The sequence below is a fragment of the Erythrobacter sp. S249 genome (assembly GCF_057364975.1).
In genome coordinates this window covers 1-19,522 of sequence record NZ_CP200287.1, presented here as the reverse complement: position 1 = coordinate 19,522, position 19,522 = coordinate 1, and the positions used below count along the sequence as shown (strand labels likewise).

The 19,522-nt window shown below is 59.3% G+C and carries 17 protein-coding genes and 1 tRNA gene; 5 read left to right on the top strand and 13 right to left on the bottom strand.

The window, feature by feature from the left end; translation table 11 throughout:
• Window positions 1–11: 11 nt before the first annotated feature.
• Complete coding sequence (locus AC0V6V_RS00090; RefSeq protein ID WP_486165996.1) at window positions 12–2,339, bottom strand: sensor histidine kinase; 2,328 nt, start codon at window positions 2,337–2,339, stop codon at window positions 12–14.
• 113 nt (window positions 2,340–2,452) lie between these two features.
• Entirely contained in the window at window positions 2,453–3,871 is a 1,419-nt protein-coding gene (gene ahcY, locus AC0V6V_RS00085) for an adenosylhomocysteinase (RefSeq protein ID WP_486165995.1), read from the bottom strand.
• A 407-nt stretch (window positions 3,872–4,278) separates the two neighbouring features.
• Here ahcY and AC0V6V_RS00080 point away from each other — a divergent pair, with 407 nt between their 5' ends.
• Complete coding sequence (locus AC0V6V_RS00080) at window positions 4,279–4,758, top strand: peroxiredoxin (RefSeq protein ID WP_472644902.1); 480 nt, start codon at window positions 4,279–4,281, stop codon at window positions 4,756–4,758.
• 103 nt (window positions 4,759–4,861) lie between these two features.
• On the opposite strand, the gene AC0V6V_RS00075 is transcribed toward AC0V6V_RS00080, so the two are convergent.
• The 4 genes from AC0V6V_RS00075 to AC0V6V_RS00060 all read right to left on the bottom strand — a co-directional run bounded on the left by AC0V6V_RS00075 (window position 4,862) and on the right by AC0V6V_RS00060 (window position 8,807).
• Complete coding sequence (locus AC0V6V_RS00075; protein WP_486165994.1) at window positions 4,862–7,024, bottom strand: hypothetical protein; 2,163 nt, start codon at window positions 7,022–7,024, stop codon at window positions 4,862–4,864.
• A gap of 461 nt (window positions 7,025–7,485) precedes the next feature.
• Window positions 7,486–8,103, bottom strand: coding sequence for a GTP cyclohydrolase I FolE (gene folE, locus AC0V6V_RS00070; protein WP_486165993.1), 618 nt, complete (start codon window positions 8,101–8,103; stop codon window positions 7,486–7,488).
• A gap of 155 nt (window positions 8,104–8,258) precedes the next feature.
• A tRNA-Arg gene (locus tag AC0V6V_RS00065) sits at window positions 8,259–8,335 on the bottom strand.
• Window positions 8,336–8,396: 61 nt separating this feature from the next.
• Window positions 8,397–8,807 (bottom strand): (deoxy)nucleoside triphosphate pyrophosphohydrolase, encoded by a 411-nt coding sequence (locus AC0V6V_RS00060; protein ID WP_486165992.1) that lies wholly within the window; start codon window positions 8,805–8,807, stop codon window positions 8,397–8,399.
• 99 nt (window positions 8,808–8,906) lie between these two features.
• Between AC0V6V_RS00060 and AC0V6V_RS00055 the strand changes: the two genes are divergently transcribed.
• Together AC0V6V_RS00055 and AC0V6V_RS00050 are read left to right on the top strand one after the other, a co-directional pair.
• Window positions 8,907–9,092, top strand: coding sequence for a Flp family type IVb pilin (locus AC0V6V_RS00055; RefSeq protein ID WP_486165991.1), 186 nt, complete (start codon window positions 8,907–8,909; stop codon window positions 9,090–9,092).
• Between the two features lie 115 nt (window positions 9,093–9,207).
• Window positions 9,208–9,375 (top strand): Flp family type IVb pilin, encoded by a 168-nt coding sequence (locus AC0V6V_RS00050; protein WP_486165990.1) that lies wholly within the window; start codon window positions 9,208–9,210, stop codon window positions 9,373–9,375.
• 150 nt (window positions 9,376–9,525) lie between these two features.
• On the opposite strand, the gene AC0V6V_RS00045 is transcribed toward AC0V6V_RS00050, so the two are convergent.
• The 5 genes from AC0V6V_RS00045 to AC0V6V_RS00025 all read right to left on the bottom strand — a co-directional run bounded on the left by AC0V6V_RS00045 (window position 9,526) and on the right by AC0V6V_RS00025 (window position 15,191).
• Complete coding sequence (locus tag AC0V6V_RS00045) at window positions 9,526–11,049, bottom strand: M48 family metalloprotease (protein ID WP_486165989.1); 1,524 nt, start codon at window positions 11,047–11,049, stop codon at window positions 9,526–9,528.
• 174 nt (window positions 11,050–11,223) lie between these two features.
• Window positions 11,224–12,168 carry an acetyl-CoA carboxylase carboxyltransferase subunit alpha gene (locus AC0V6V_RS00040; protein ID WP_486165988.1) on the bottom strand — a complete coding sequence of 315 codons (945 nt, stop codon included), beginning with the start codon at window positions 12,166–12,168 and terminating at the stop codon, window positions 11,224–11,226.
• 9 nt (window positions 12,169–12,177) lie between these two features.
• The gene (locus tag AC0V6V_RS00035; protein ID WP_486165987.1) at window positions 12,178–13,059 is read right to left on the bottom strand and encodes a tyrosine recombinase; all 882 of its coding nucleotides are present in this window, start codon (window positions 13,057–13,059) and stop codon (window positions 12,178–12,180) included.
• Window positions 13,060–13,077: 18 nt separating this feature from the next.
• Window positions 13,078–15,006 (bottom strand): hypothetical protein, encoded by a 1,929-nt coding sequence (locus tag AC0V6V_RS00030; RefSeq protein ID WP_486166117.1) that lies wholly within the window; start codon window positions 15,004–15,006, stop codon window positions 13,078–13,080.
• Window positions 15,006–15,191 carry a hypothetical protein gene (locus tag AC0V6V_RS00025; protein ID WP_472644892.1) on the bottom strand — a complete coding sequence of 62 codons (186 nt, stop codon included), beginning with the start codon at window positions 15,189–15,191 and terminating at the stop codon, window positions 15,006–15,008. The genes AC0V6V_RS00030 and AC0V6V_RS00025 overlap by 1 nt, the downstream gene beginning before the upstream one ends.
• A gap of 38 nt (window positions 15,192–15,229) precedes the next feature.
• On the opposite strand from AC0V6V_RS00025, the gene AC0V6V_RS00020 reads away from it, so the two are divergent.
• Window positions 15,230–15,808, top strand: coding sequence for a shikimate kinase (locus AC0V6V_RS00020; RefSeq protein WP_486165985.1), 579 nt, complete (start codon window positions 15,230–15,232; stop codon window positions 15,806–15,808).
• Entirely contained in the window at window positions 15,799–16,935 is a 1,137-nt protein-coding gene (gene aroB, locus AC0V6V_RS00015; protein ID WP_486165984.1) for a 3-dehydroquinate synthase, read from the top strand. The genes AC0V6V_RS00020 and aroB overlap by 10 nt, the downstream gene beginning before the upstream one ends.
• A gap of 15 nt (window positions 16,936–16,950) precedes the next feature.
• Here aroB and AC0V6V_RS00010 read toward each other — a convergent pair whose 3' ends face one another.
• Both AC0V6V_RS00010 and AC0V6V_RS00005 read right to left on the bottom strand, forming a co-directional pair.
• Complete coding sequence (locus AC0V6V_RS00010; RefSeq protein ID WP_486139472.1) at window positions 16,951–17,223, bottom strand: hypothetical protein; 273 nt, start codon at window positions 17,221–17,223, stop codon at window positions 16,951–16,953.
• Window positions 17,224–17,455: 232 nt separating this feature from the next.
• Window positions 17,456–19,474, bottom strand: coding sequence for an ATP-binding protein (locus AC0V6V_RS00005; protein WP_486165983.1), 2,019 nt, complete (start codon window positions 19,472–19,474; stop codon window positions 17,456–17,458).
• Between the last annotated feature and the right edge of the window lie 48 nt (window positions 19,475–19,522).

The window sequence follows — 19,522 nt, the reverse complement described above, 5'->3', positions numbered from 1 at the left end:
TCCCCGCGCCCTCACGGTAGGTGAATGATCGCAGCGGTGCCTGCGCCCTCTTCGCTTTGCAAGTCGAACGTGCCGCCATGCGCTTCGATCAATTGCCGCGCGAGCGGTATGCCAAGCCCTTGGCGCTTTTCATCATCGGCGCCCGCCGTGCCCAGCGCGCGCGCGAGCTCTTCTGCGCTCATGCCCCGGCCATTGTCAGAGATTGCAATTTCTGCGCCCTGCCCCTTGGCCGCGATATTGATCAGGATTTTGCCATCCTCCGGCGTGCCAGCAATCGCATTGTCGAGCAGATTGCCAAGCGCGCGGCCCAATTGCCTTGGATCGGCCTGAACAACGCAGCCTTTCTTGCCCCGCAGATCGAGGCCCAATCCGGCAGTGACGATCGCGGTCTCGCGCTCTCGCACCAGCCCGGTGAGGAACGGCAAAAGATCGACGTCCTCCTTGCTGATCGGCATCAGGCCCGCTTCGCTTTGCGAGAGGTCGAGCACGTTTTCAACTTGGTCTGTCAGGCGGCTAACCGAGTCGATAATCGCATCGACATATTCGCCCATTTGCTCGCTCACCTCGCCCGCTGCGCCGCTCTTGATCAGCTCAGCAAAGCCGCCAATCGAGGTCAGCGGTGTGCGGAATTCGTAGGACATATTGGCGAGGAAGCGCGCCTTCACCGTGTCGGCCTCTTCCAGCGCGACATTGCGTTCCCGCAGCGCACGCTCGGCGTTTTCTGACGCGGTGATATCCAGCACCGTCAGCAAGCCATTGCCATCGGGCAGCGGCACACCGGCAAATTCCAAGGTCCGCCCGTCTTTCAGAGCAATCCGCCCGCCCTTTTCCTGACGATCAAGTGTAGCCGCGCGCACCACCGCGCTGATCGACTGCGCCTGTCCGCGCTTTGCCAAATTCTCTCCGATGGCCGCGATCAGAGCCTCTGCACTGGGGTGCGTATCGAGAAACTCGCTGGTCAGACCCCATGTCCCGGCAAAGCTGCGGTTCCACAATTGCAAAGAGCCATCGGGCGCAAAGATCGCCAGCGCTTCAAACAGGCTATCGAGCGTGGCCGCGCGGGTGCGCAGCAGAGTGTCACGCGTCGCCGAGAGCGAGAGCTGCTCGGTGCGGTCCTCCGCAATCATCACCAGCCCGCCGTCTGGCATAGGCTGGGCCACGATCCGCAAATGCGTGCCGCCGGGTAGCGGCCAGGCCTCTTCCTGCGTCTCCGCCGCCTCAAACCATGCGGCATGCTCACGCCGCCACTCCGGGAAATCGCGCACTTCCGGGGTCAGCTTACGCTCGCGCGCATCGGTTAGGAAGCGGTCGAAGGAAATAGAGCCGTCAAGCGAGCCCTCCGTCAGTTCAAACAAACGCCGCAGCGGCAGGTTGGCAAAGGTTAAGCGCTCGCTCGCATCAAACAGAGCGACGCCCGCAGACAGCTGATCAAGCATGGAGCGCTGAGCATCGCGGTAGGCGCTGAACTCGCGCCGTTCCTGCTCCTGCTCTTCGATGTCGATCGCATATCCCGCAACGCCTTCTGTGCCGAGCGGCAGATCGCTAACCCGCATACTGCGGCGCTGGCCGTGGATCGTGGCGGGCACGGTCCGTTCGATCTTGCCCTGCTCGCTCAGCGCTTTGCTGGCGATCTCTGACGGCGCTTCTCCATCGACCGGCTCAATCAATTCCAGCTGCTGTTTGACAACATCATTAGCATCGCTCGCCGCAACCGCATCGACATAGGCCTGGTTCACAAGTTGCAGCTTCAAATCTTCACCGCGGAACCACATCGGCATAGGCGCGGCCTCGATCAGGCCGATCAATGCGGCAAAATCACTCTCCGCCCGCGCCGCCGCACCGCGCAGCCGGTGCAACTCTTGCTGGCTTTCAGAAAAGTCGAACACCCATACGAGCGCTGCGCCGCCCGGAGAAACCTGCGGATCAGCCAAGGCCCCTTGCAGCGAGAGGCTGCGTCCGGAGCCGGGCGGCGTCAGAGTAAACTGAAAAGGGGCCGCGCTCTTTTGCGTCCGGCGCACGTTCTCCGACAAATCCGCCAATTGCTCAGCCGACAGCCCTGCGCCCTCACCGCCATCAAGCTCGCTTAAAAACTTGGGCATGGTTTCCAGCCCAAACCACCGCGCCAGCCGCTCTGGCGCCTCAATCCGGCCATCGACCCGCACCAGCAAAGGCACCGCTGGCGCGACATCGAGCATCCGCTGCATCCGCCGCAGCGAAGTCTGCAAAGCGCCCGTACGCCGGCTCTGGCCAGAGGCGCGCAGCACCAGCACCGCAGCGCCCACCGTCCATGCGGCGAGCACAAGGCCAATCAGAGCCAAAGCGGTGGGAGAAAATTCCATATTATGCAGCTATGCGGCGCAGGGCCGCGATGCAACGGGTGGCGCATGAAAAAGCCCCCGCAAATTCGTATCTTTGCGAGGGCTCTTTCAAATTTATCGATGAGTTGAAACGATCAATAGCGGTAGTGATCCGGCTTGAACGGGCCATCTTTCGGCACGCCGATGTAATCCGCTTGCTTCTGGCTTAGCTGTGAAAGCTGCACGCCAAGCTTTTCAAGGTGAAGCGCCGCGACCTTCTCATCCAGGTGCTTAGGCAGGACATAGACCTCGTTCTTGTACTCGTCCGCCTTGGTGTGGAGCTCAATCTGCGCGAGCGTCTGGTTGGTGAAGCTCGCGCTCATCACAAAGCTTGGGTGACCCGTGGCGCACCCGAGGTTTACGAGGCGGCCTTTGGCTAGGATCAGCAGGCTCTTGCCGTCGGGCATGGTCACCATATCGGTGCCCTCTTTGATTTCCTTCCACTCGTAATTGTCGAGCGCGGAAATTTGGATCTCGCTGTCGAAGTGGCCGATGTTGCACACGATCGCCATGTTCTTCATCAGCTTCATGTGCTCGCCGGTGATCACGTCTTCATTGCCGGTTGCGGTCACGAAGATATCGGCGCGCTTGGCGCCCTCTTCCATAGAGACAACTTCATAGCCGTCCATCGCCGCCTGCAATGCGCAGATCGGATCGATTTCGGTCACCATCACGCGGGCGCCGCCATCGCGCAGCGACGCAGCCGAGCCTTTACCCACATCGCCGTAACCAGCGACGCAAGCGACCTTACCGGCCAGCATCACGTCGGTTGCGCGGCGGATCGCATCAACCAGCGATTCTTTACAGCCATAAAGGTTGTCGAACTTAGACTTGGTCACGCTGTCATTCACATTGATCGCCGGAAATGGCAGCTTGCCCGCCTTGCCGATCTGATAAAGGCGCATAACGCCGGTGGTGGTTTCCTCAGACACGCCTTTGATATTCTGGACGCTATTGGTGAGATAGCCCGGCTTTGCCGCGACGAATGCTTTCAATGCGCGCTGGAATTCGATTTCTTCTGCGTTCGCGGGAGCAGGCATTTCCTCGCCCGCTTCGATCCGCGCGCCCCACAGCGCAAACATCGTCGCATCGCCGCCATCATCCAGGATAAGGTTCGCGGTCAGATCTGGGTCGGCATCGGTCGACCAATCGAAGATGCGGCCAACATAATCCCAATAGTCAGCCAGCGTCTCCCCTTTGATCGCAAACACCGGAATGCCCTGATCCGCAATCGCTGCGGCGGCGTGATCTTGGGTGGAGAAGATGTTGCAGGTCGCCCAGCGCACTTCCGCGCCCAGAGCAATCAGCGTCTCGATCAGCACAGCGGTCTGGATCGTCATATGCAGCGAACCAGTGATCCGCGCGCCCTTCAAAGGCTGCGCCGCGCCATACTCCTCGCGCAGCGCCATCAGGCCCGGCATTTCGGTTTCGGCAATGTGGATCTCGTCGCGGCCAAATTGCGCCAGCGCGATGTCTTTAATGATGTAGTCTTGAGTAGCGGCTGCGGTGGCCATGAGAGACTCCTAGGGGAATGTGAAATTGTTGGATGCGCCCTAGCGTCCACCCGCTAGACAAGCAAATATAAAGTAATCTTTATATGTGATCACGGCGAACCCCTAGCGCTTGAATGAACGCGCGCTGCGGCAAGCGGGCAATAGCGGTAAAGTGGTGGGCGGCTGCGCGGGGGCGTGCACAGCCGCCTCCCTTTGCGCCAGATCAAAATCCGGCGCGGGGGATGGGATCGATTGCTTTCACAAATGAGATGAGTGCGACCCTGTTTCAACCTACCATGGTCCAGCCGCCTTTACAGAAGGCTGAACCAGCACAGTAAAGCCATCTTAAGCACGACATAGCGCTTGAAGCTGGCCGCGCGGGCATTAAATCATGGGCGACAGTTCACTCTCACAAAAAGGACAGCGCGATGACGATTTCAGTAGGGGACAAGCTCCCAGACGTGGCTTTGGTAAAAGCAACCGCAGAAGGGCCAGAGCAAGTTCAAGCCGCAGATTATTTCGCGGGCAAAAAGGTCGCGCTGTTTTCCGTGCCCGGCGCATTCACGCCAACCTGTTCGGCCAAGCACCTGCCTGGCTTTGTCGATAAGGCGGAAGAGCTGAAAGCCAAAGGCGTCGATGAAATCGTCGGCACAGCGGTCAATGATGCGTTCGTCATGGGCGCATGGAACGATGCCGCGGGCAGCGGCGACATCACCATGCTGGCCGATGGCAATGCCGACTTTGCCGAGGCCGTTGGCCTGACAATGGATGGTAGCGGCTTTGGCATGGGCAAACGCGGACAGCGTTTCTCCATGGTCGTGAATGACGGCGTGGTGGAACAACTGAACGTCGAAGACGGCGGCGAGTTCAAAGTCTCCAGCGCGGAATATATGCTCGGCCAGCTGTAATCAGCCGGTCAATCCAAACGTAAAAAGGGCGCCCCGCAAGAGGCGCCCTTTTTTGTTTGTTGAGACCCGAAGGTTCCGCCGGGCCATTGCTGTACAAGTAGGCTTAGAACCCGAACGCCACGCCAGCCTGAGCGACCACGGAGCCGTCACCCGTGTTTCCAGCGACCCCTGCGCCAATCGCAAAGCTGTCACTCACACGGCCAGTGAAGCTCGCGGCAAAGCCCTGCTGTCCGCGATAGGTCGCGACATTGCCGGCGATAGTGAAGGCCTTGTCCGGCATGGCGATGGCGCTGCCTAGTGCAGCAGCCGCTGCGATCCCGCCGCTGGTGCTCTCACTCAGCTCTTCAAGCCGAAAATCCAGAGCCTCAACCCGCCCGCTGAGCGCATCGAACTGCGCGGTGGAGACCTGCGCAACCGCGTTAAGCGCCACCCGCACATTGTCGACCGAGGCGGCGGTGGCCACGCTCTGACGGCCCAGCGTGCCGTTCGCATCCACCGTCACCGCATCAACCGGGCCCACCTGAGCCGCCGTGCTGGCGTCGATATCGCCGATCCGCACGGATGATCCCTCTCCTCCGAGCGCCACTTGGTTGGCTGCCGTGGAGGCTGCCTGAAAACCAACCGCAGTCGAGTTCACATGCGTAACGCTCGCCTCACGGCCCACAGCTGTACCAAATTGCGCGGTGACCTCGCTTGAGCTGCCCACCGCTGTGCCAGCGCTGCCGCTGACGTTTGCTTGAAAGCCCACCGCAGCCGCTGAGTTGGCTGTGTCAGTAATATTGACGCCTGCACCGATGCCGGTTGAGAAAGCGCCTTCAACCCGCGCTGAGTTGCCAATTGCGGTCGCATTAAGCGCGCGGGCTTGAGACCCCGTCCCAAAGGCCGATGTGCCATTTGAGGTTGCCACAGAACGCGCGCCCACAGCCGTTGCCAACGCGCCATTGGTCCGCGCCCTTGCGCCAAACACTGACGCCTCCTGACCAATCGCAATCGTAGCTGACCCAACAGCACTCGCATCCTGACTGCTCGCCACAGCATCCGCGCCCAGCGCAATGGCATTCGCAGCCGTCGCCTGCGCGCCCAGCGCATCACCATCAGCTCCATCACCGCCAATCGCAATCGCGCCCTCAGCGCTGGCATTGGTGTTGCTGCCCAGCGCCATCGCTTCGGCCTGAGACGCATTGGCGTCTGCACCTAGCGCTATGGCACGGTCGGCGGTTGCTTGCGCGCCTTGTGAACCGCCCTGTCCATCTGACCCGATGGCAATCGAACCCTCACCAGTGGAATCCGCGAGACGGCCCATAACGATCGAATTGCTGCCGCTAGCAACGCTGGCAATACCGACCGCAACAGCAGTGAACCCGGAAGCATCTGCGCTCCTGCCGACAGCAGTGCCAAAATTAGTTGCATTGGAGCTACCCCCGACGGCAACTGAGCTCGTGCCTGAACTCGATGCCCCACCACCGATGGTAACTCCGTTAAAGCCTGATGCGGTTGCGCCTTGCCCAATCGCGACAGTATTCTGTCCAGAGGCATTTGCACTGCTGCCGATGCCAATGTTGCCGTTGTCGCTGGCAATAGCAGCATTGCCAATGGCAACTGAGTTTTCTGCGCTGGCACTGGACCCGAACCCGCCTGCGAAGCTGTTTTGCCCACCAGCGTCAGCCTGCGCGCCGACAGCCGTTGCGCCGACGCCATCAGCAAGCGTGTCGGCCCCTACCGCAGTCGCGTCGATCGCAGTCGCCTGAGCGCCATCAACGCCTGCGTCGCTACCGTCGCCGCCAACGGCCACAGCCCCGTCCGCTCGAGCATCTGATGCACGACCCACTGCGAGAGAGGCGATACCGTCGGCAAATGAGTCCTGCCCGAGAGCAGTGGCTTGCGCAGCGATCGCGTCTGCACCTTGTCCGAGTGCAGTCGCGTTGGCTGCGGTGGCCTGCGCATTGTGGCCAACAGCCGTTGAATCATCCTCGGTCGCATCCGAAAGGCGTCCGATCGAAATTGTCCGAGCACCCGCTGCATTTGAATTGCTTCCAAAAGCACTTGCAAAGTCACCGGTGGCCTGTGCGCCAATGCCGCAAGCAATCGATGTATCATCATTATCGGAGTTCGCACTGCCATCGTTATCCGTCGCGCCCGCATCCACATTCCCATCATCGTCGCGGTCGAGCAGACAGTCATCCGCGCGTGCTTCCTGCGGTGTGGCGATCAAAGCGGCGGCTAGCCCGGCCGATAGAACTGTCGAGAGCAAAAGTGTATTTTTCATGTGTGTTTCCCTTCTTCTGAGTGAAAAAGGGTGGTGCGCAAGCGACCCGATTATCCAATTCTGTTTTCGCCTACGTTGGATTGTATTCCCGCACCCCCCCTGGTAAAACTGCCGCTGCCATAACACATTTACAACGCGTGCATTGTACGTTTCCGACAACGTGCAACCAACTAGGTGCCATGTAGTGCCTGAGCGTTTTCCTACCTGTGCCGCATCCGCTAGCCAGATCGCGGCTCTTTTACATTGTGAAGATCGGTTGGTGACGTCGGCGTGTGTCCGCGTGCGCAGTGCGCTTGGCCAGTTCGCGCGCTGGCGGCACGCAAAACTCGCACAAATCCCAAAAGTCACAACGTCACGTTGCATTTTGCACGCAAACCGCTGGAAATACGCGCTTTTGTGCAAAAGTCACAGATTTGAAAAACGCAAATGCGTTCCAGTGCGGCTCGCCGCCTTGCTAAAGCCTAGCCATAGCCCATCAGAGCCATGACTTCCTTGCGGCTGCGGTGATCCTCTAGGAAACAGCCCAAGAGCCGCGAGGTGATCATGCCAACGCCCGGTGTGCGCACACCGCGCCCGGTCATGCAGCCATGCTGCGCCTCGATCACGACGGCAACGCCTTGCGGCTCCAGATTGTCCCAGATGCAGGCCGCGACCTCTGCCGTTAGCCGTTCCTGGATCTGCAATCGGCGGGCATAGCCATGCAGCACGCGGGCGAGCTTTGAGATGCCAACGACCTTCTTATTGGGGAGATACGCAATCGCCGCCTTGCCGGTGATCGGCGCCATGTGGTGCTCGCAGTGCGATTGGAATGGAATGTCCTTCAGCATGACGATCTCGTCATAGCCGCCGACTTCCTCAAATACCCGGCTCATGTGAATAGCGGGGTCTTCCTTATAGCCCTGGCAATATTCAAGCCATGCGCGCCCCACCCGCTTTGGCGTGTCGAGCAGACCTTCACGCGCGGGATCATCGCCGGACCATTCAATCAATGTGCGGATCGCGTCCTGCACATGATCGGGCACCTCAGGCTTTGCCACAGGGTTGTCGGGATCCATATCGTGATCGTGCAAGTCGCTCATTCGTATCGCTTTCTATTGCTTCATTGGATCCCGCGCAGACCCTTTGCGCAAAATCTGACGCGTGGCAAATGTGAAGATTGCAAGAGAGCGAGGCTTCTAGGCTGGTGGCAAGCCGAAACAAAAAAGGGACCGACCGCGTGGTCAGTCCCTTTTCATGGCGCACCCGGAAGGATTCGAACCTCCGGCCCCCTGATTCGTAGTCAGGTACTCTATCCAGCTGAGCTACGGGTGCGCTGGAGGAGCGGCACATACGGGCGGTGGCTGCGCTTGGCAATCCCTTTAGCGCGAGAGTGTCATGCTTTTTTGAAAAGTTGCTTGGCTAGCGCGATATCCAAAGGCGGTTTGTCGAGCGCGGCAATCTGATCAGGGGTGAACCAACCGACTTCGCCGCCTTCCAATGCAGCGGGCAGGCCCTGCCATTTGGCGATTGTGTAAAGAAGAATGACAATCGGGCTTTCGTGTGGTGCTGCATCGTCCTCAGCGAATCCAGCGGGGCTGCAATGCTTCGGCTGGATCACAATGCCCAGCTCTTCGTGAAGCTCGCGAATCAACGCATACCTAGGGGTTTCCCCCGATTCGACCTTACCGCCAGGGAATTCCCACAGGCCGCCATGCGCTTTGTGTAAAGGCCGCCGATGCATCAACCACAGACCATCTGCGCCCTGTAGCGCCCCTGCTGCAACGGGCATCCAGTTGATCGTCATGTCGGAATTTTTTCCATTTCTCTTGCTACCATCAACCTTTTCTTAACGAGCTGCGACCATTTGTCTGTTCATCGAGAACGTAATTGACGGATGTGAAACATGCTTTTCCTTAAAACTCTGAGAAAAATTCGGAGCGATGAAAAAGGTGCCACAGCTGTCGAATACGGTCTGATCGTCAGTTTGGTTGTGATCGCAATCTTGGGTGCTCTCCGCAGTGTTGCGGATGAGAACACGGGAATGTGGGCTCGCGTTCAAACTGCCGTTGAAGCGGTTATGGGCGGTTAACTTTTTAGAAAGCCTGCGAATTAGGATTTCTTCAACAGCTTATAACTAGACCGATGATCGTTCACTCCGAATCAGAGTGGGCGAGGGTAACGAAGACTGAACCAGGAGACTACAAATGAAATTCTTTAACAAACTTTTTGCTGATGAGCAGGGCGCAACCGCAATTGAGTACGGCCTGATCGCTGCTCTTATCGCTGTTGCCGCAATCGGCGCTATGCAAGGCCTCGGCACACAGCTGAACACCACGTTCTCTGAAGTGTCTACTTCGATGGCTAACGACTAAGTCGAAAGACTTCTCAAAAAAAAAGCGGCGGGGGTTTCCCCCGCCGCTTTTTTTTGCCCAAAATAGAGTGAGTGGCACTGTTCAATGGTGACAAGGCTTACAACCTTTACATCCTACAGCTCCAAAAGCGTAGCCTAACGATCCAACGTGTTAACGCGCGCGAACAACAAGCTTCACTTTCTGCCCGGCCCGCACCACCTCACCGGAACCCAAGGCATTTAAAACCCGGAACCGGGCCTCTTGGGAATCGGAATAGGCCATGCGCCGGCTCAAGGATTGAACCGAATCGCCTCGCCCAACCGTCACCACATCGATGCGCCGCGGGATCACTTGGCTGGCCTCGCTGGCACTGATTCGCCGCATGGAATTGAACATCGCTGTAAACGCGTTGCCCTGCCCCGCAGGCGTGATGGCCGTAAAGTGATAGGCCCGGTCGCGCGCAAACTCATAGGCGAACACGACCACATCAACTTGTGAATTGCCATTGTTGACCCGCGCAGTTCCATAGGCGGCACTGATCCCGTTAACGGTTGTGCGCTGGATGCTCGACGGGGAAAGTTGCTGATCCTGTCCACCTAAAGTCGTGAATTGCTGCCGCACATAGCTGCTCAGATCAGCCGCATAGGGCGCGAGGGTCAGCTGAGCCTGACCTCCCTGACCATTAACACTTACCGCGCTCGATCCATTGACCATGTAAAAACCCTGAGGCGCTGTGAACGACAGTCGCAATTCAGGGTGGATGAACTGGCGTCCTTCAATCACCCCTTGCTCGGGATCATCGCCATAAATCACGCCATCAATTCGGCTTAAGAATGTGTCACGATTGGTCGTTCCACCGGCGCTGGGACCGGCTTTTGAGAGGGCGGTTTGCACCCGGCTCGCAGGGTCAGGGTGAGTGGAAGCCCAGGCTGGGACGGTCGCATCACCGCGTCCCTGAAGCCGCGCATCAAGCGAATTTTGCGCCGCTAGGCTGGCTAAAACCGTGCCCATCGCCCGCGTATCGTAACCCGCACGGCTGAGATATTCGATGCCCAGCTCATCCGCCTGCAATTCCTGGCTGCGAGAAAAACTCAAGGTAAGCATCTGCGAACCCTGCAGAATGCCGCGGCTGACAGTATTCCCGATCTGACTATCGCCGAGCAGCACTCCTGATAGCACCGCACCAAGAACTCCGCCGATCTGATTGCGCTGAGCCGCGCGCTGGCGGCGCTGCGAATGACGCGCAGCCACATGGCCAACCTCGTGCCCCAACACAGCCGCCAATTCGGCTTCATTATTCATCAGGCTGACCAGCTGGCGAGTTGTGTAAATATAGCCGCCGGGCACAGCAAAAGCATTGTTCACCGAGCTGTTGAGCGTGCTGACTGTAAAGCTCGCGCGCGCATTGCCGAGGCCCGATTGCACAGCAATATTCTTGCCCACCTGTTCGACATAGGCAGCCTGAGGTCCGGTCATTGCACCGCCGAACTCGGCCAGCAATTGCGGATGAAATTCAGCGCCTTGCTGCGCTTCGGTCTGAGTTATCGGAGTTGAAGCCGAAGGGATGGGCGCACCGCCCAAGCAGCCTGAAAGCGCCAATGCCAAAGGTGCCGCCATGGTCACAGTCAGAGCCCGGCTGGAGCGTATCCGGCATTGGCCTGAGCGTTTCGAATTGGATGCAATTGTCTTGGGCATAGTGGTTCTCCCGGTCCTCAAAAGCAGCCTCCCACCAGAAGCTGCACCCTTTCACCCGCTCTTGCGGAATTCGCTGAAGGATATCGGGAAAACAACGCTTTGGGCAAGCCCTATGGGCCCTCCTCACCGCGCGATACTTGCAAAAGGCCGCGCGTTTCGCAGCCCAAGGCGGCGCTAACCGCCCATTTGCAGGAAGCGTTCCTCGCGCTTCCGGATTAGAGTTTCGCTGGGCAATTCGACCAAAGCGTCCAGCTCTTTGCTGATTGCCTTGCCCAGATTTGCTGCTGTCGCTGCTGGGTCGCGGTGCGCGCCGCCAACCGGCTCCTTTACGATCCGATCAATCACGCCGAGGCGTTTGAGATGCTGCGCCGTCACTTTCATCGCTTGCGCCGCTTCTGGCGCCTTATCCGCCGTTCTCCACAGGATCGATGCGCAGCCTTCCGGTGAGATGACCGAATAAACCGCATGCTCCAGCATTAAGACCCGCTCTGCGCTGGCCAAGGCGACCGCGCCGCCGGAGCCGCCCTCGCCCACGATCACGGCGACCATCGGTACAGGCAACGCCAAACACGCCTCTGTCGAGCGCGCAATTGCTTCTGCTTGGCCGCGCTCTTCCGCCTCAACACCGGGAAATGCGCCCGATGTATCGACCAAAGTGACCACCGGTAGACCAAAGCGTCCGGCCATTTCCATCAGACGGATCGCTTTGCGATAACCCTCTGGTTTGCCCATGCCGAAATTGTGCTTGATCCGGGTTTCCGTATTGTGCCCTTTTTCATGCCCGATCAGCATAATCCGGCGGCCGTTCAGCCGCGCAAAACCGCCGATTATGGCATCATCTTCGCCATAATAACGGTCTCCGCCCAGCGGCACGAAATCATCAAAGGCATGCTCGATATAATCGCGCAAATGCGGGCGATTGGGATGCCGCGCAACTTGTGTCTTCTGCCACGGCGTCAGCGAGGCATAGGTCGTTGCGAGCAGATCGGCGCTCTTGGTTTCGAGGCGCGTAATCTCGCTCGCGATATCCACTTCATCGCCTTCTGACGCGCTGCGCAATTCGGCAATGCGCTCATCAAGCTTGGCAACGGGTTTCTCAAATTCGAGGTAAGCAGTCATAAAATTGCGCTAGTCCGATGTGCTGCGGGTGGCAAGCGGGTGGCGCGAATTCACCAGAGCCACGAGCCTGGCTGCGTCCACATGCGTGTAGATTTGAGTGGTGGCGATATCGGCATGGCCGAGCAATGTTTGCAGCACACGTAGGTCTGCCCCACCCTCAAGCAGATGCGTCGCAAAGGCATGGCGCAGGACATGCGGACTGATGCCCTTGGGGTCTAGCCCGGCGCGCGCCGCCAGTTCTTTAAGCAATTGAAACAGCCTCACCCGGCTGAGATGTTTGCCGCCGCGCGAGGGGAACAGATGGCGAGGCTCTTGCGGGCGCACTTCCAGCCATGCCGACAAAGCCTCCTGCGCTCGCTGACTCACGGGCACCATCCGCGCCTGACCGCCCTTACCCATGACCGTGAGAAACGGCGCATCACGCGGAACCGCGCTAAGCGGTAGCGAGACAAGTTCAGTCGCGCGTAGCCCCGATCCATAGAGCAGCTCTAGCAGTGCCAATTGCCTGACCCGGTCCGGCTTGCCGCTCTCTGCCTCCATTTCAGCCCGGTCGAACAATGCCGCGATATCATCATGCGAGAGCACTTTGGGCAGAGGCCGACGCGTGCGGGGCTGAGGCAAGGCGCCAGAGGGATCGTCTTCGCGCCACCCCTCGTCCAGTGCAAAGCCGAAGAATTGCCGAACCGCAGAGGTTTTGCGCGCGACCGTCGATGGCGCGAGGCTAGCCCAAGCGCCCGCTAGCTTCGACACATCACCTCGGCTCGCCTTAGCTAAATCGCCAATCTCTTCCTCCGCGCCGCTCAGATCGCGCGCATAGGCAGAAAGAGTGTTCGGCGCCGCGCCGCGCTCCGCCGCCAGCATATCGAGAAAGGCTTTTGTCGCGGCTGACATTGTCTCAGCGCACCGGCCTTAGCCGCGCGCAACCGCCTCCGCAGCGATCATGCGTGCCTCTGCGCCAAGCCCTGCTGCGTTTAGCGCAGACACGATATGATAGAGATGCCGAGGCGTCATTTGCGCCCAGCTTTCCCCTTGCATACCCAGCCCGGCGAGCAAGGATACGAGGGCTTGGTTTTCCACCTCACCAGCTCGGGAGATCATGCGAGACCACTTGCTCTGGCGCCCCAAATTAAGGCTGAGCTCGTCCTCATAGGTCGAGCGATCCGCGCTACTAATCCGGCCAAGCCCCGCAAGGCCAGCGATCAGAAACTGAGATTTGCGCTGCTGAGCGCTGGCATCACTACCAACAAACTCACTCAAATCATCGGACGAAGCGGGCACGCCGCGTTCTGCCTGTGATAGCACGATCAAGGCCCAACCGAGGCTTCCGCCCGGCACCACTTCGGCCCATGCGAGCGCATCCCGGTCCAGCCCTGCGGCCAGCATTGATGCAATCAGCGCGCCCGATTGGTCAGCCAAGCCGCTGCTTGCGGGCATGCGCGCCGCCGCATAGGCGGTCATGACATAGCCGCTGTAATCCGCGATCGCGCCGCCTTCCGAAGGGTCGCCCCAGATCGCTTGCATCGCCGCCAATCGCACGGATGGATCGCCGCCAACATAGGCCTCGCGCAGGCGGGTCGCGGTGTCTGCCGCCACGCCAGTGATATTATCGTCGGCGTATATCTGGCTGTAGAGCCCAACCATGGCGGAGGCGGACAAAATGCCTTCACTGCTGGCGCGAGCCGCATATTTGGCCCGCTCTCCCAAAGCCACCATTGCCCCGGTTGCTGCGGCGCGGTGATAATACGCGCCCGCTTCTTCGATCAGCGCCTCTGGCACCGGCTCACCAACCGCATTGGCCAAGGCGAAGCGCCATGGGTTGAGGTCTTCCACCCCTTCCCAATCCACATCAACCGCCCTTCGGCCGCTGCCCGCAGCGCCCGCGTATCGGCGCGCCAGCAGGATATCGATCTCCGGCGCGATGGAATTGTCGAGCGCGCGGTCAAGCTGCGATCCAGCCAGAGCGCTTTCGCCCGCATAGGCGTTGCAGATCGCCTGCCACATGACCCAGCGCGGATCGTCGCGTTCGGACCCTTGCAAGCGAACCGCCGGACACGCGCCGACGAAATCGGATGTGGCAACATAGGATTGCAGCGCCGCCGTCGTCAGCGGTGTATTCCAATTGCCCGTATCCACGTCCTGCACCAAAGCGCGGGCAGCTGCGAACTCGCCCAAGCGATTGAGCAGACCAGCGCGCAGGGCAGCAAATTCCACTGGGTCCATACCCTCGGGCGTCTCAAGCCGGCTCACCGCCGCACGGCGCAGCAAGATGTGACCCCAGCGCGAAACCAATTGGCCTCTCGTCCCATCCAGCGCAGCGCGAACCAATTCAGCGGATTGATTGGCCAGCGATGCGGTGGGCAATCCGCCTTCCTCTTCGCTCAGCACGCCAACTTGCGTGAGCGCCCGGCGGGCAGCGGGCGGAATATCATAGCGCGGTTTCAGCCCGAGCAAATCGTCGAGCTCGTCAGTCGACATACCCTCCAGCTCGGCAACGGTCGGCAAATTGCCCAGCGCGTCACTCGAAATGCTCGGCACGGGTGGCAATTCCCCGCCTCCAGGTAGTGGCGGCGGCGCAACCGGCCCAGTGGGCACAGGGCCGCTTGGCCCGCTCGGGCTCACACCAGCTGGCGGCGGAGGGGGTGGAGGCGGCGGCGGAGGTGGCGGAGCCGGATCGTCAAAGCCTGGCGGCAGAAGCAATTCCGGCGCATCTTGCGCGCCAGCATAGCCAGCAGCCAGAGCGCCCGTCAGAACAGCCGCGCCCATCGCTGCGACAACAACACGCGTGCGCTTACCAGCAAGCGGGCTTGGAATACCGCGCGTAATCTTCAAACCATGCATCACTGCGCCTCCGGCACATTAATTTCTTGCACAATCGGATGCAGCGGTTCCTCACCGCCATCAACCCATGCCAGCACTATCACCGCAATTATCACCGCTATCAAATACCATTTCCAGCGCCCGCCGCCACCGGGACGCCCTGCCGGTTTCTCCATAGGTCTAATCGTGCCATGTGTGCGAGCCATATTGCACGCGCCCTACCCCATCTATAGGCCATGCGGCAATGACTGAGCAGCCCGTTACAAACCACGATGATTTTGCCGCCGAGATTGCGCGTATAAAGCGCAAGACCGCACGCCCCATTGTGTTGGTCGGATTAATGGGGGTTGGCAAATCCACAGTCGGGCGAAGGCTCGCCAGCATGCTCTCGCGCGATTTCGTTGACGCTGATGATGCAATTGAAGAGGCCGCGCAGCGTAAAATCTCTGAGATTTTCGATGAGTTTGGTGAGGCGTATTTTCGCGATGGAGAGCGGCGCGTCATTGCCAGATTGATGGAGGAACATTCCGGTGTGATCGCAACCGGCGGCGGCGCCTTCGTCGATGATCAGACGCGCGCCTTGATTTTGGAAAAGGCAATCGCGGTTTGGATCGATTGCGATATCGACACTCTGGTGGAACGGACGTCGCGGCGCAACACGCGCCCGCTGCTGCGCACCGGCGACCCCAAGGAAATTCTGACGCGCCTTTATAATGAGCGCGAACCCTTCTACTCACAGGCCCAAATCAGGGTCCAAAGCATGGACGGCCCGCACAACGACGTGGCCCACCGCATTATCGAGGCAATAGACCAATGCATGTAATTCCAGTTGAACTGGGTGGGCGCAGCTACGATGTCACCATTGATCATGGATTGTTGAGTGATTTTACGCGCGTCGCTGAGCCCTTTTTCAAGAGTTATGGCGCAGCCGGAAGCGCCCCGCAGCGCGCGGTGCCATTTGTTGCCGATACAGCCACCAAACGGATCTACGGCGATGCCATCGAGCGCTCGCTTCAATCGGCAGGCTTTACCGCTGACTGGTTTGTGGTTGAGCCAGGGGAAGGCGCGAAAAGTTGGGGCGTTCTTGAAAAGCTGACCGATTGGCTGCTCGAGCTTGGCATTGAGCGCGGGGACAATGTGTTTGCGCTCGGCGGCGGCGTTGTCGGCGACCTTACTGGGTTTGCCTGCTCTGTGCTGAAGCGCGGTTGCGGATTCGTGCAAATCCCCACCACACTGCTTGCACAAGTGGATAGCTCGGTTGGCGGTAAGACCGCGATTAACACGGGTGCGGGAAAAAACCTGATCGGGGCATTTCATCAACCTAATGCGGTTCTAATCGACCCTGAAACACTCGCCACTTTGCCGCCGCGCGAGATGGGCGCAGGCTATGCCGAAGTGCTGAAATACGGTCTGTTGGGCGATGCAGAATTCTTCGACTGGTTGGAGGCAAATGGCGCAAAAGTGATCGCCCGCGAGCCAGAGGCCCTCACCCATGCGATAGCCACTAGCATCCGAGCCAAAGCGCGCATTGTCGCTGAGGACGAACGCGAGCTTTCCGGCAGGCGCGCTTTGCTCAATCTGGGCCACACATTCGGCCATGCCTTGGAGGCGGAAACTGGCTTTTCGCAGGAACTGCTCCACGGTGAAGGCGTCGCGCTCGGCATGGTGCTCGCAGCCCGTTATTCCGCGCGGCGGGGACATTTCAGCATGGCAGATGCCGACCGTGCCAAACGGTCGCTGGAGAATGCGGGCCTCAGATCAGAAATCAGTGAGCTAGGCCTGTCATGCGGCGGTGCCAAGCTCGTCGATCACATGCGGCATGACAAGAAAATGGCCGGCGGCACGCTGCCATTCCTGTTGCTCAATGCGATTGGCGAAGCCTTTGTCGCGCGCGATGTCGACCTGGCCGATGTCGCCGTGTTTTTGGATGAGCAATTGGCCGCGGGGTAAACCGCAAGCGGAGGCTCAGCCCCGTGTGGGCAACTTTGCGACCTTATCTGGCAGACCTTCGAGCGCGGCCTTAATCCGCTCTTGCTCGATCAGCATGGCGTCATGCTCGGCAAACAGGCGCTCTATGTCGGCCCGCCGTTTTAGAAGCGTGTGCGCAATCCCTGGCGCGAGGCTTTCGCCGTCGCCGATTTGTCCGAGCAAAGCCGCCAAGTCACTGCACGTCGCCTCATCAGGCGAGCGGAAATAGTGGCCTTTGCTGTCAAAAAATCCTGTGCCTTGCTTAGCCATTTCGACCCCTCGAATGGCCCCGCTGATTCGGGACGAGGTCAAAGATTGCCCGCAATCTTCCGATTGGCCAGCGAATTCGAAAGATTGTCGCGTTCCAACAAGTGCCACGTCCGAATTTGGCACAGCCAAACCAGACTTGTTTTATAAAATTGGAATAATCTTGCGTAAAAAAGTAAAGGAAACGGTGAGTTTCTAAAAACGCAACACAGCGATTGCATGAAGCGGTGACGCTCTATTCAAGCTCCAAGATCACTGCATCCACGGCCAGGCTCTCGCCTTCGGTCGCATTCACCTTGGCAATTGTGCCTTCTTTTTCAGCGCGAAGGATGTTTTCCATCTTCATCGCTTCAACCGTGGCCAATGGCTGTCCCGGCTGAACTTCGTCGCCTTCGTCCACGTGCAGTTTCACAAGCAGGCCGGGCATTGGGCAGATCAACATTTTGGAGAGATCCGGCGGGATCTTCTCGATCATATGCTTGGCCAGAGGAGCGATATTCGCGGGCAAAACCAACGCATCATGCGACGCGCCGCGTGTGGTGATCCGCCAGCGCACACCGCTGCGTTCGATCTGAATGCCAATGTCATTCTCACCCGTGACCTCGGCGGAGCGCATGCCGGGCACCCAATCCCAAGTCCCGCGAATTGCCAAGCCGTCAACGGTCGCGCCGCCTTCTTCCAGCAATACCTCGAAAGTCCGATCTCCGATCTTCACCGACCAATCAGAGGGCGGATTAGGCATTTTCGCCATCTGTCCCGAAATCTGCTGAGCGCGCACGCGTTCGGTGAATTCCGCCCCGGCAAAGAGCGCCGCAAGTTGGCGCATGAATGCATCATCCGCAGGCGCGCCTTCAAAACCATCAGGATATTCTTCGGCGATGAAGCCGGTGGTTAGCTCGCCAGAGCGAAACCGCTCATGCTGCATAATCGCGCTGAGAAAATCGACATTGTGCCCCAGCCCCTTGAGCCGGAAATTGTCGAGCGCTTTGATCTGCTTATCCGCCGCCTCATCGCGTGTCTCGCCCCAAGTGATCAGCTTCGCGATCATCGGGTCGTAGAACATCGAAACCTCGCCGCCTTCATAGACGCCATCATCGACCCGCACGCCGTCAACACCGCGGCGACCATTGGCGTTGCCGTCATCGGTCCATCCAGCAAGCGGCGGCTGATACTCAACCAAGCGCCCGGTGCTGGGCAGGAACCCACGATAGGGGTCTTCGGCATAGACGCGGTTCTCAATCGACCAACCTTCAATGCCGATGTCATCCTGCGTCATCGCCAGCTTTTCACCGGCGGCCACACGGATCATCTGTTCGACCAGATCAATCCCCGTGATCGCCTCGGTAACAGGGTGCTCGACCTGCAGACGGGTGTTCATTTCAAGGAAGTAGAAGCTCTCACCCGTCGGATCCGCACCGCTGACGATCAGCTCCACTGTGCCGGCAGAGTGGTAATCGACTGCCCGCGACAGAGCGACCGATTGCTCGCCCATGGCTTTGCGCATTTTCGGCGTAACGAAAGGCGACGGCGCTTCTTCCACCACCTTTTGGTGGCGGCGCTGAATGCTGCACTCACGCTCGTTCAGATAGAGAATGTTGCCGTGTTTATCGCCCAATATCTGGATTTCGATATGACGCGGGTTCTCGATGAATTTCTCGATGAAAACGCGGTCATCGCCGAAGGAATTGAGCCCTTCGCGCTTGGTCGCCTCAAAGCCCTCGCGCACGTCCTTCTCAGACCACGCGAGGCGCATGCCCTTGCCCCCGCCGCCTGCTGAAGCCTTCATCATCACCGGATAGGTAATCTCGTTTGCGATCTCGACGGCATGATCTGTGTCGCGGATCTCGCCAACGAAGCCCGGCACCACGTTGACGCCCGCTTCCTTGGCGAGCTTCTTCGATTCAATCTTGTCGCCCATCGCCGCAATCGCGCCCGCTGGCGGACCAATGAAAGCGATGTTTTCCGCCGCAAGCGCTTCGACGAAGCTCGCCCGTTCGGAAAGAAAACCATAGCCGGGATGCACCGCCTCAGCGCCCGTTTCCTTGCAAGCCGCAATGATCTTTTCCGGGATCAGATAGCTCTCTGCTGCGGGAGCAGGCCCGATATGCACCGCCTCATCCGCCATTTTCACAAACGGCGCTCGCGCATCCGCATCGGAATAGACGGCAACCGTCGCAATCCCCATCCTGCGCGCAGTCTTGATAACTCGGCAAGCGATTTCACCGCGATTGGCAATCAGGATCTTGGAAAACAAAGTTGGCCCCCGGGCGTGAAGAATAATGACAAGTGCTATGCCGTCTTG

Excerpts from the sequence above, each read along its gene's own strand:
- AC0V6V_RS00090 (WP_486165996.1), bottom strand. The coding sequence starts at position 2,339 with ATGGAATTTTCTCCCACCGCTTTGGCTCTGATTGGCCTTGTGCTCGCC.
- ahcY (WP_486165995.1), bottom strand. The coding sequence starts at position 3,871 with ATGGCCACCGCAGCCGCTACTCAAGACTACATCATTAAAGACATCGCG.
- AC0V6V_RS00080 (WP_472644902.1), top strand. The coding sequence starts at position 4,279 with ATGACGATTTCAGTAGGGGACAAGCTCCCAGACGTGGCTTTGGTAAAA.
- AC0V6V_RS00075 (WP_486165994.1), bottom strand. The coding sequence starts at position 7,024 with ATGAAAAATACACTTTTGCTCTCGACAGTTCTATCGGCCGGGCTAGCC.
- folE (WP_486165993.1), bottom strand. The coding sequence starts at position 8,103 with ATGAGCGACTTGCACGATCACGATATGGATCCCGACAACCCTGTGGCA.
- AC0V6V_RS00060 (WP_486165992.1), bottom strand. The coding sequence starts at position 8,807 with ATGACGATCAACTGGATGCCCGTTGCAGCAGGGGCGCTACAGGGCGCA.
- AC0V6V_RS00055 (WP_486165991.1), top strand. The coding sequence starts at position 8,907 with ATGCTTTTCCTTAAAACTCTGAGAAAAATTCGGAGCGATGAAAAAGGT.
- AC0V6V_RS00050 (WP_486165990.1), top strand. The coding sequence starts at position 9,208 with ATGAAATTCTTTAACAAACTTTTTGCTGATGAGCAGGGCGCAACCGCA.
- AC0V6V_RS00045 (WP_486165989.1), bottom strand. The coding sequence starts at position 11,049 with ATGCCCAAGACAATTGCATCCAATTCGAAACGCTCAGGCCAATGCCGG.
- AC0V6V_RS00040 (WP_486165988.1), bottom strand. The coding sequence starts at position 12,168 with ATGACTGCTTACCTCGAATTTGAGAAACCCGTTGCCAAGCTTGATGAG.
- AC0V6V_RS00035 (WP_486165987.1), bottom strand. The coding sequence starts at position 13,059 with ATGTCAGCCGCGACAAAAGCCTTTCTCGATATGCTGGCGGCGGAGCGC.
- AC0V6V_RS00030 (WP_486166117.1), bottom strand. The coding sequence starts at position 15,006 with ATGCATGGTTTGAAGATTACGCGCGGTATTCCAAGCCCGCTTGCTGGT.
- AC0V6V_RS00025 (WP_472644892.1), bottom strand. The coding sequence starts at position 15,191 with ATGGCTCGCACACATGGCACGATTAGACCTATGGAGAAACCGGCAGGG.
- AC0V6V_RS00020 (WP_486165985.1), top strand. The coding sequence starts at position 15,230 with ATGACTGAGCAGCCCGTTACAAACCACGATGATTTTGCCGCCGAGATT.
- aroB (WP_486165984.1), top strand. The coding sequence starts at position 15,799 with ATGCATGTAATTCCAGTTGAACTGGGTGGGCGCAGCTACGATGTCACC.
- AC0V6V_RS00010 (WP_486139472.1), bottom strand. The coding sequence starts at position 17,223 with ATGGCTAAGCAAGGCACAGGATTTTTTGACAGCAAAGGCCACTATTTC.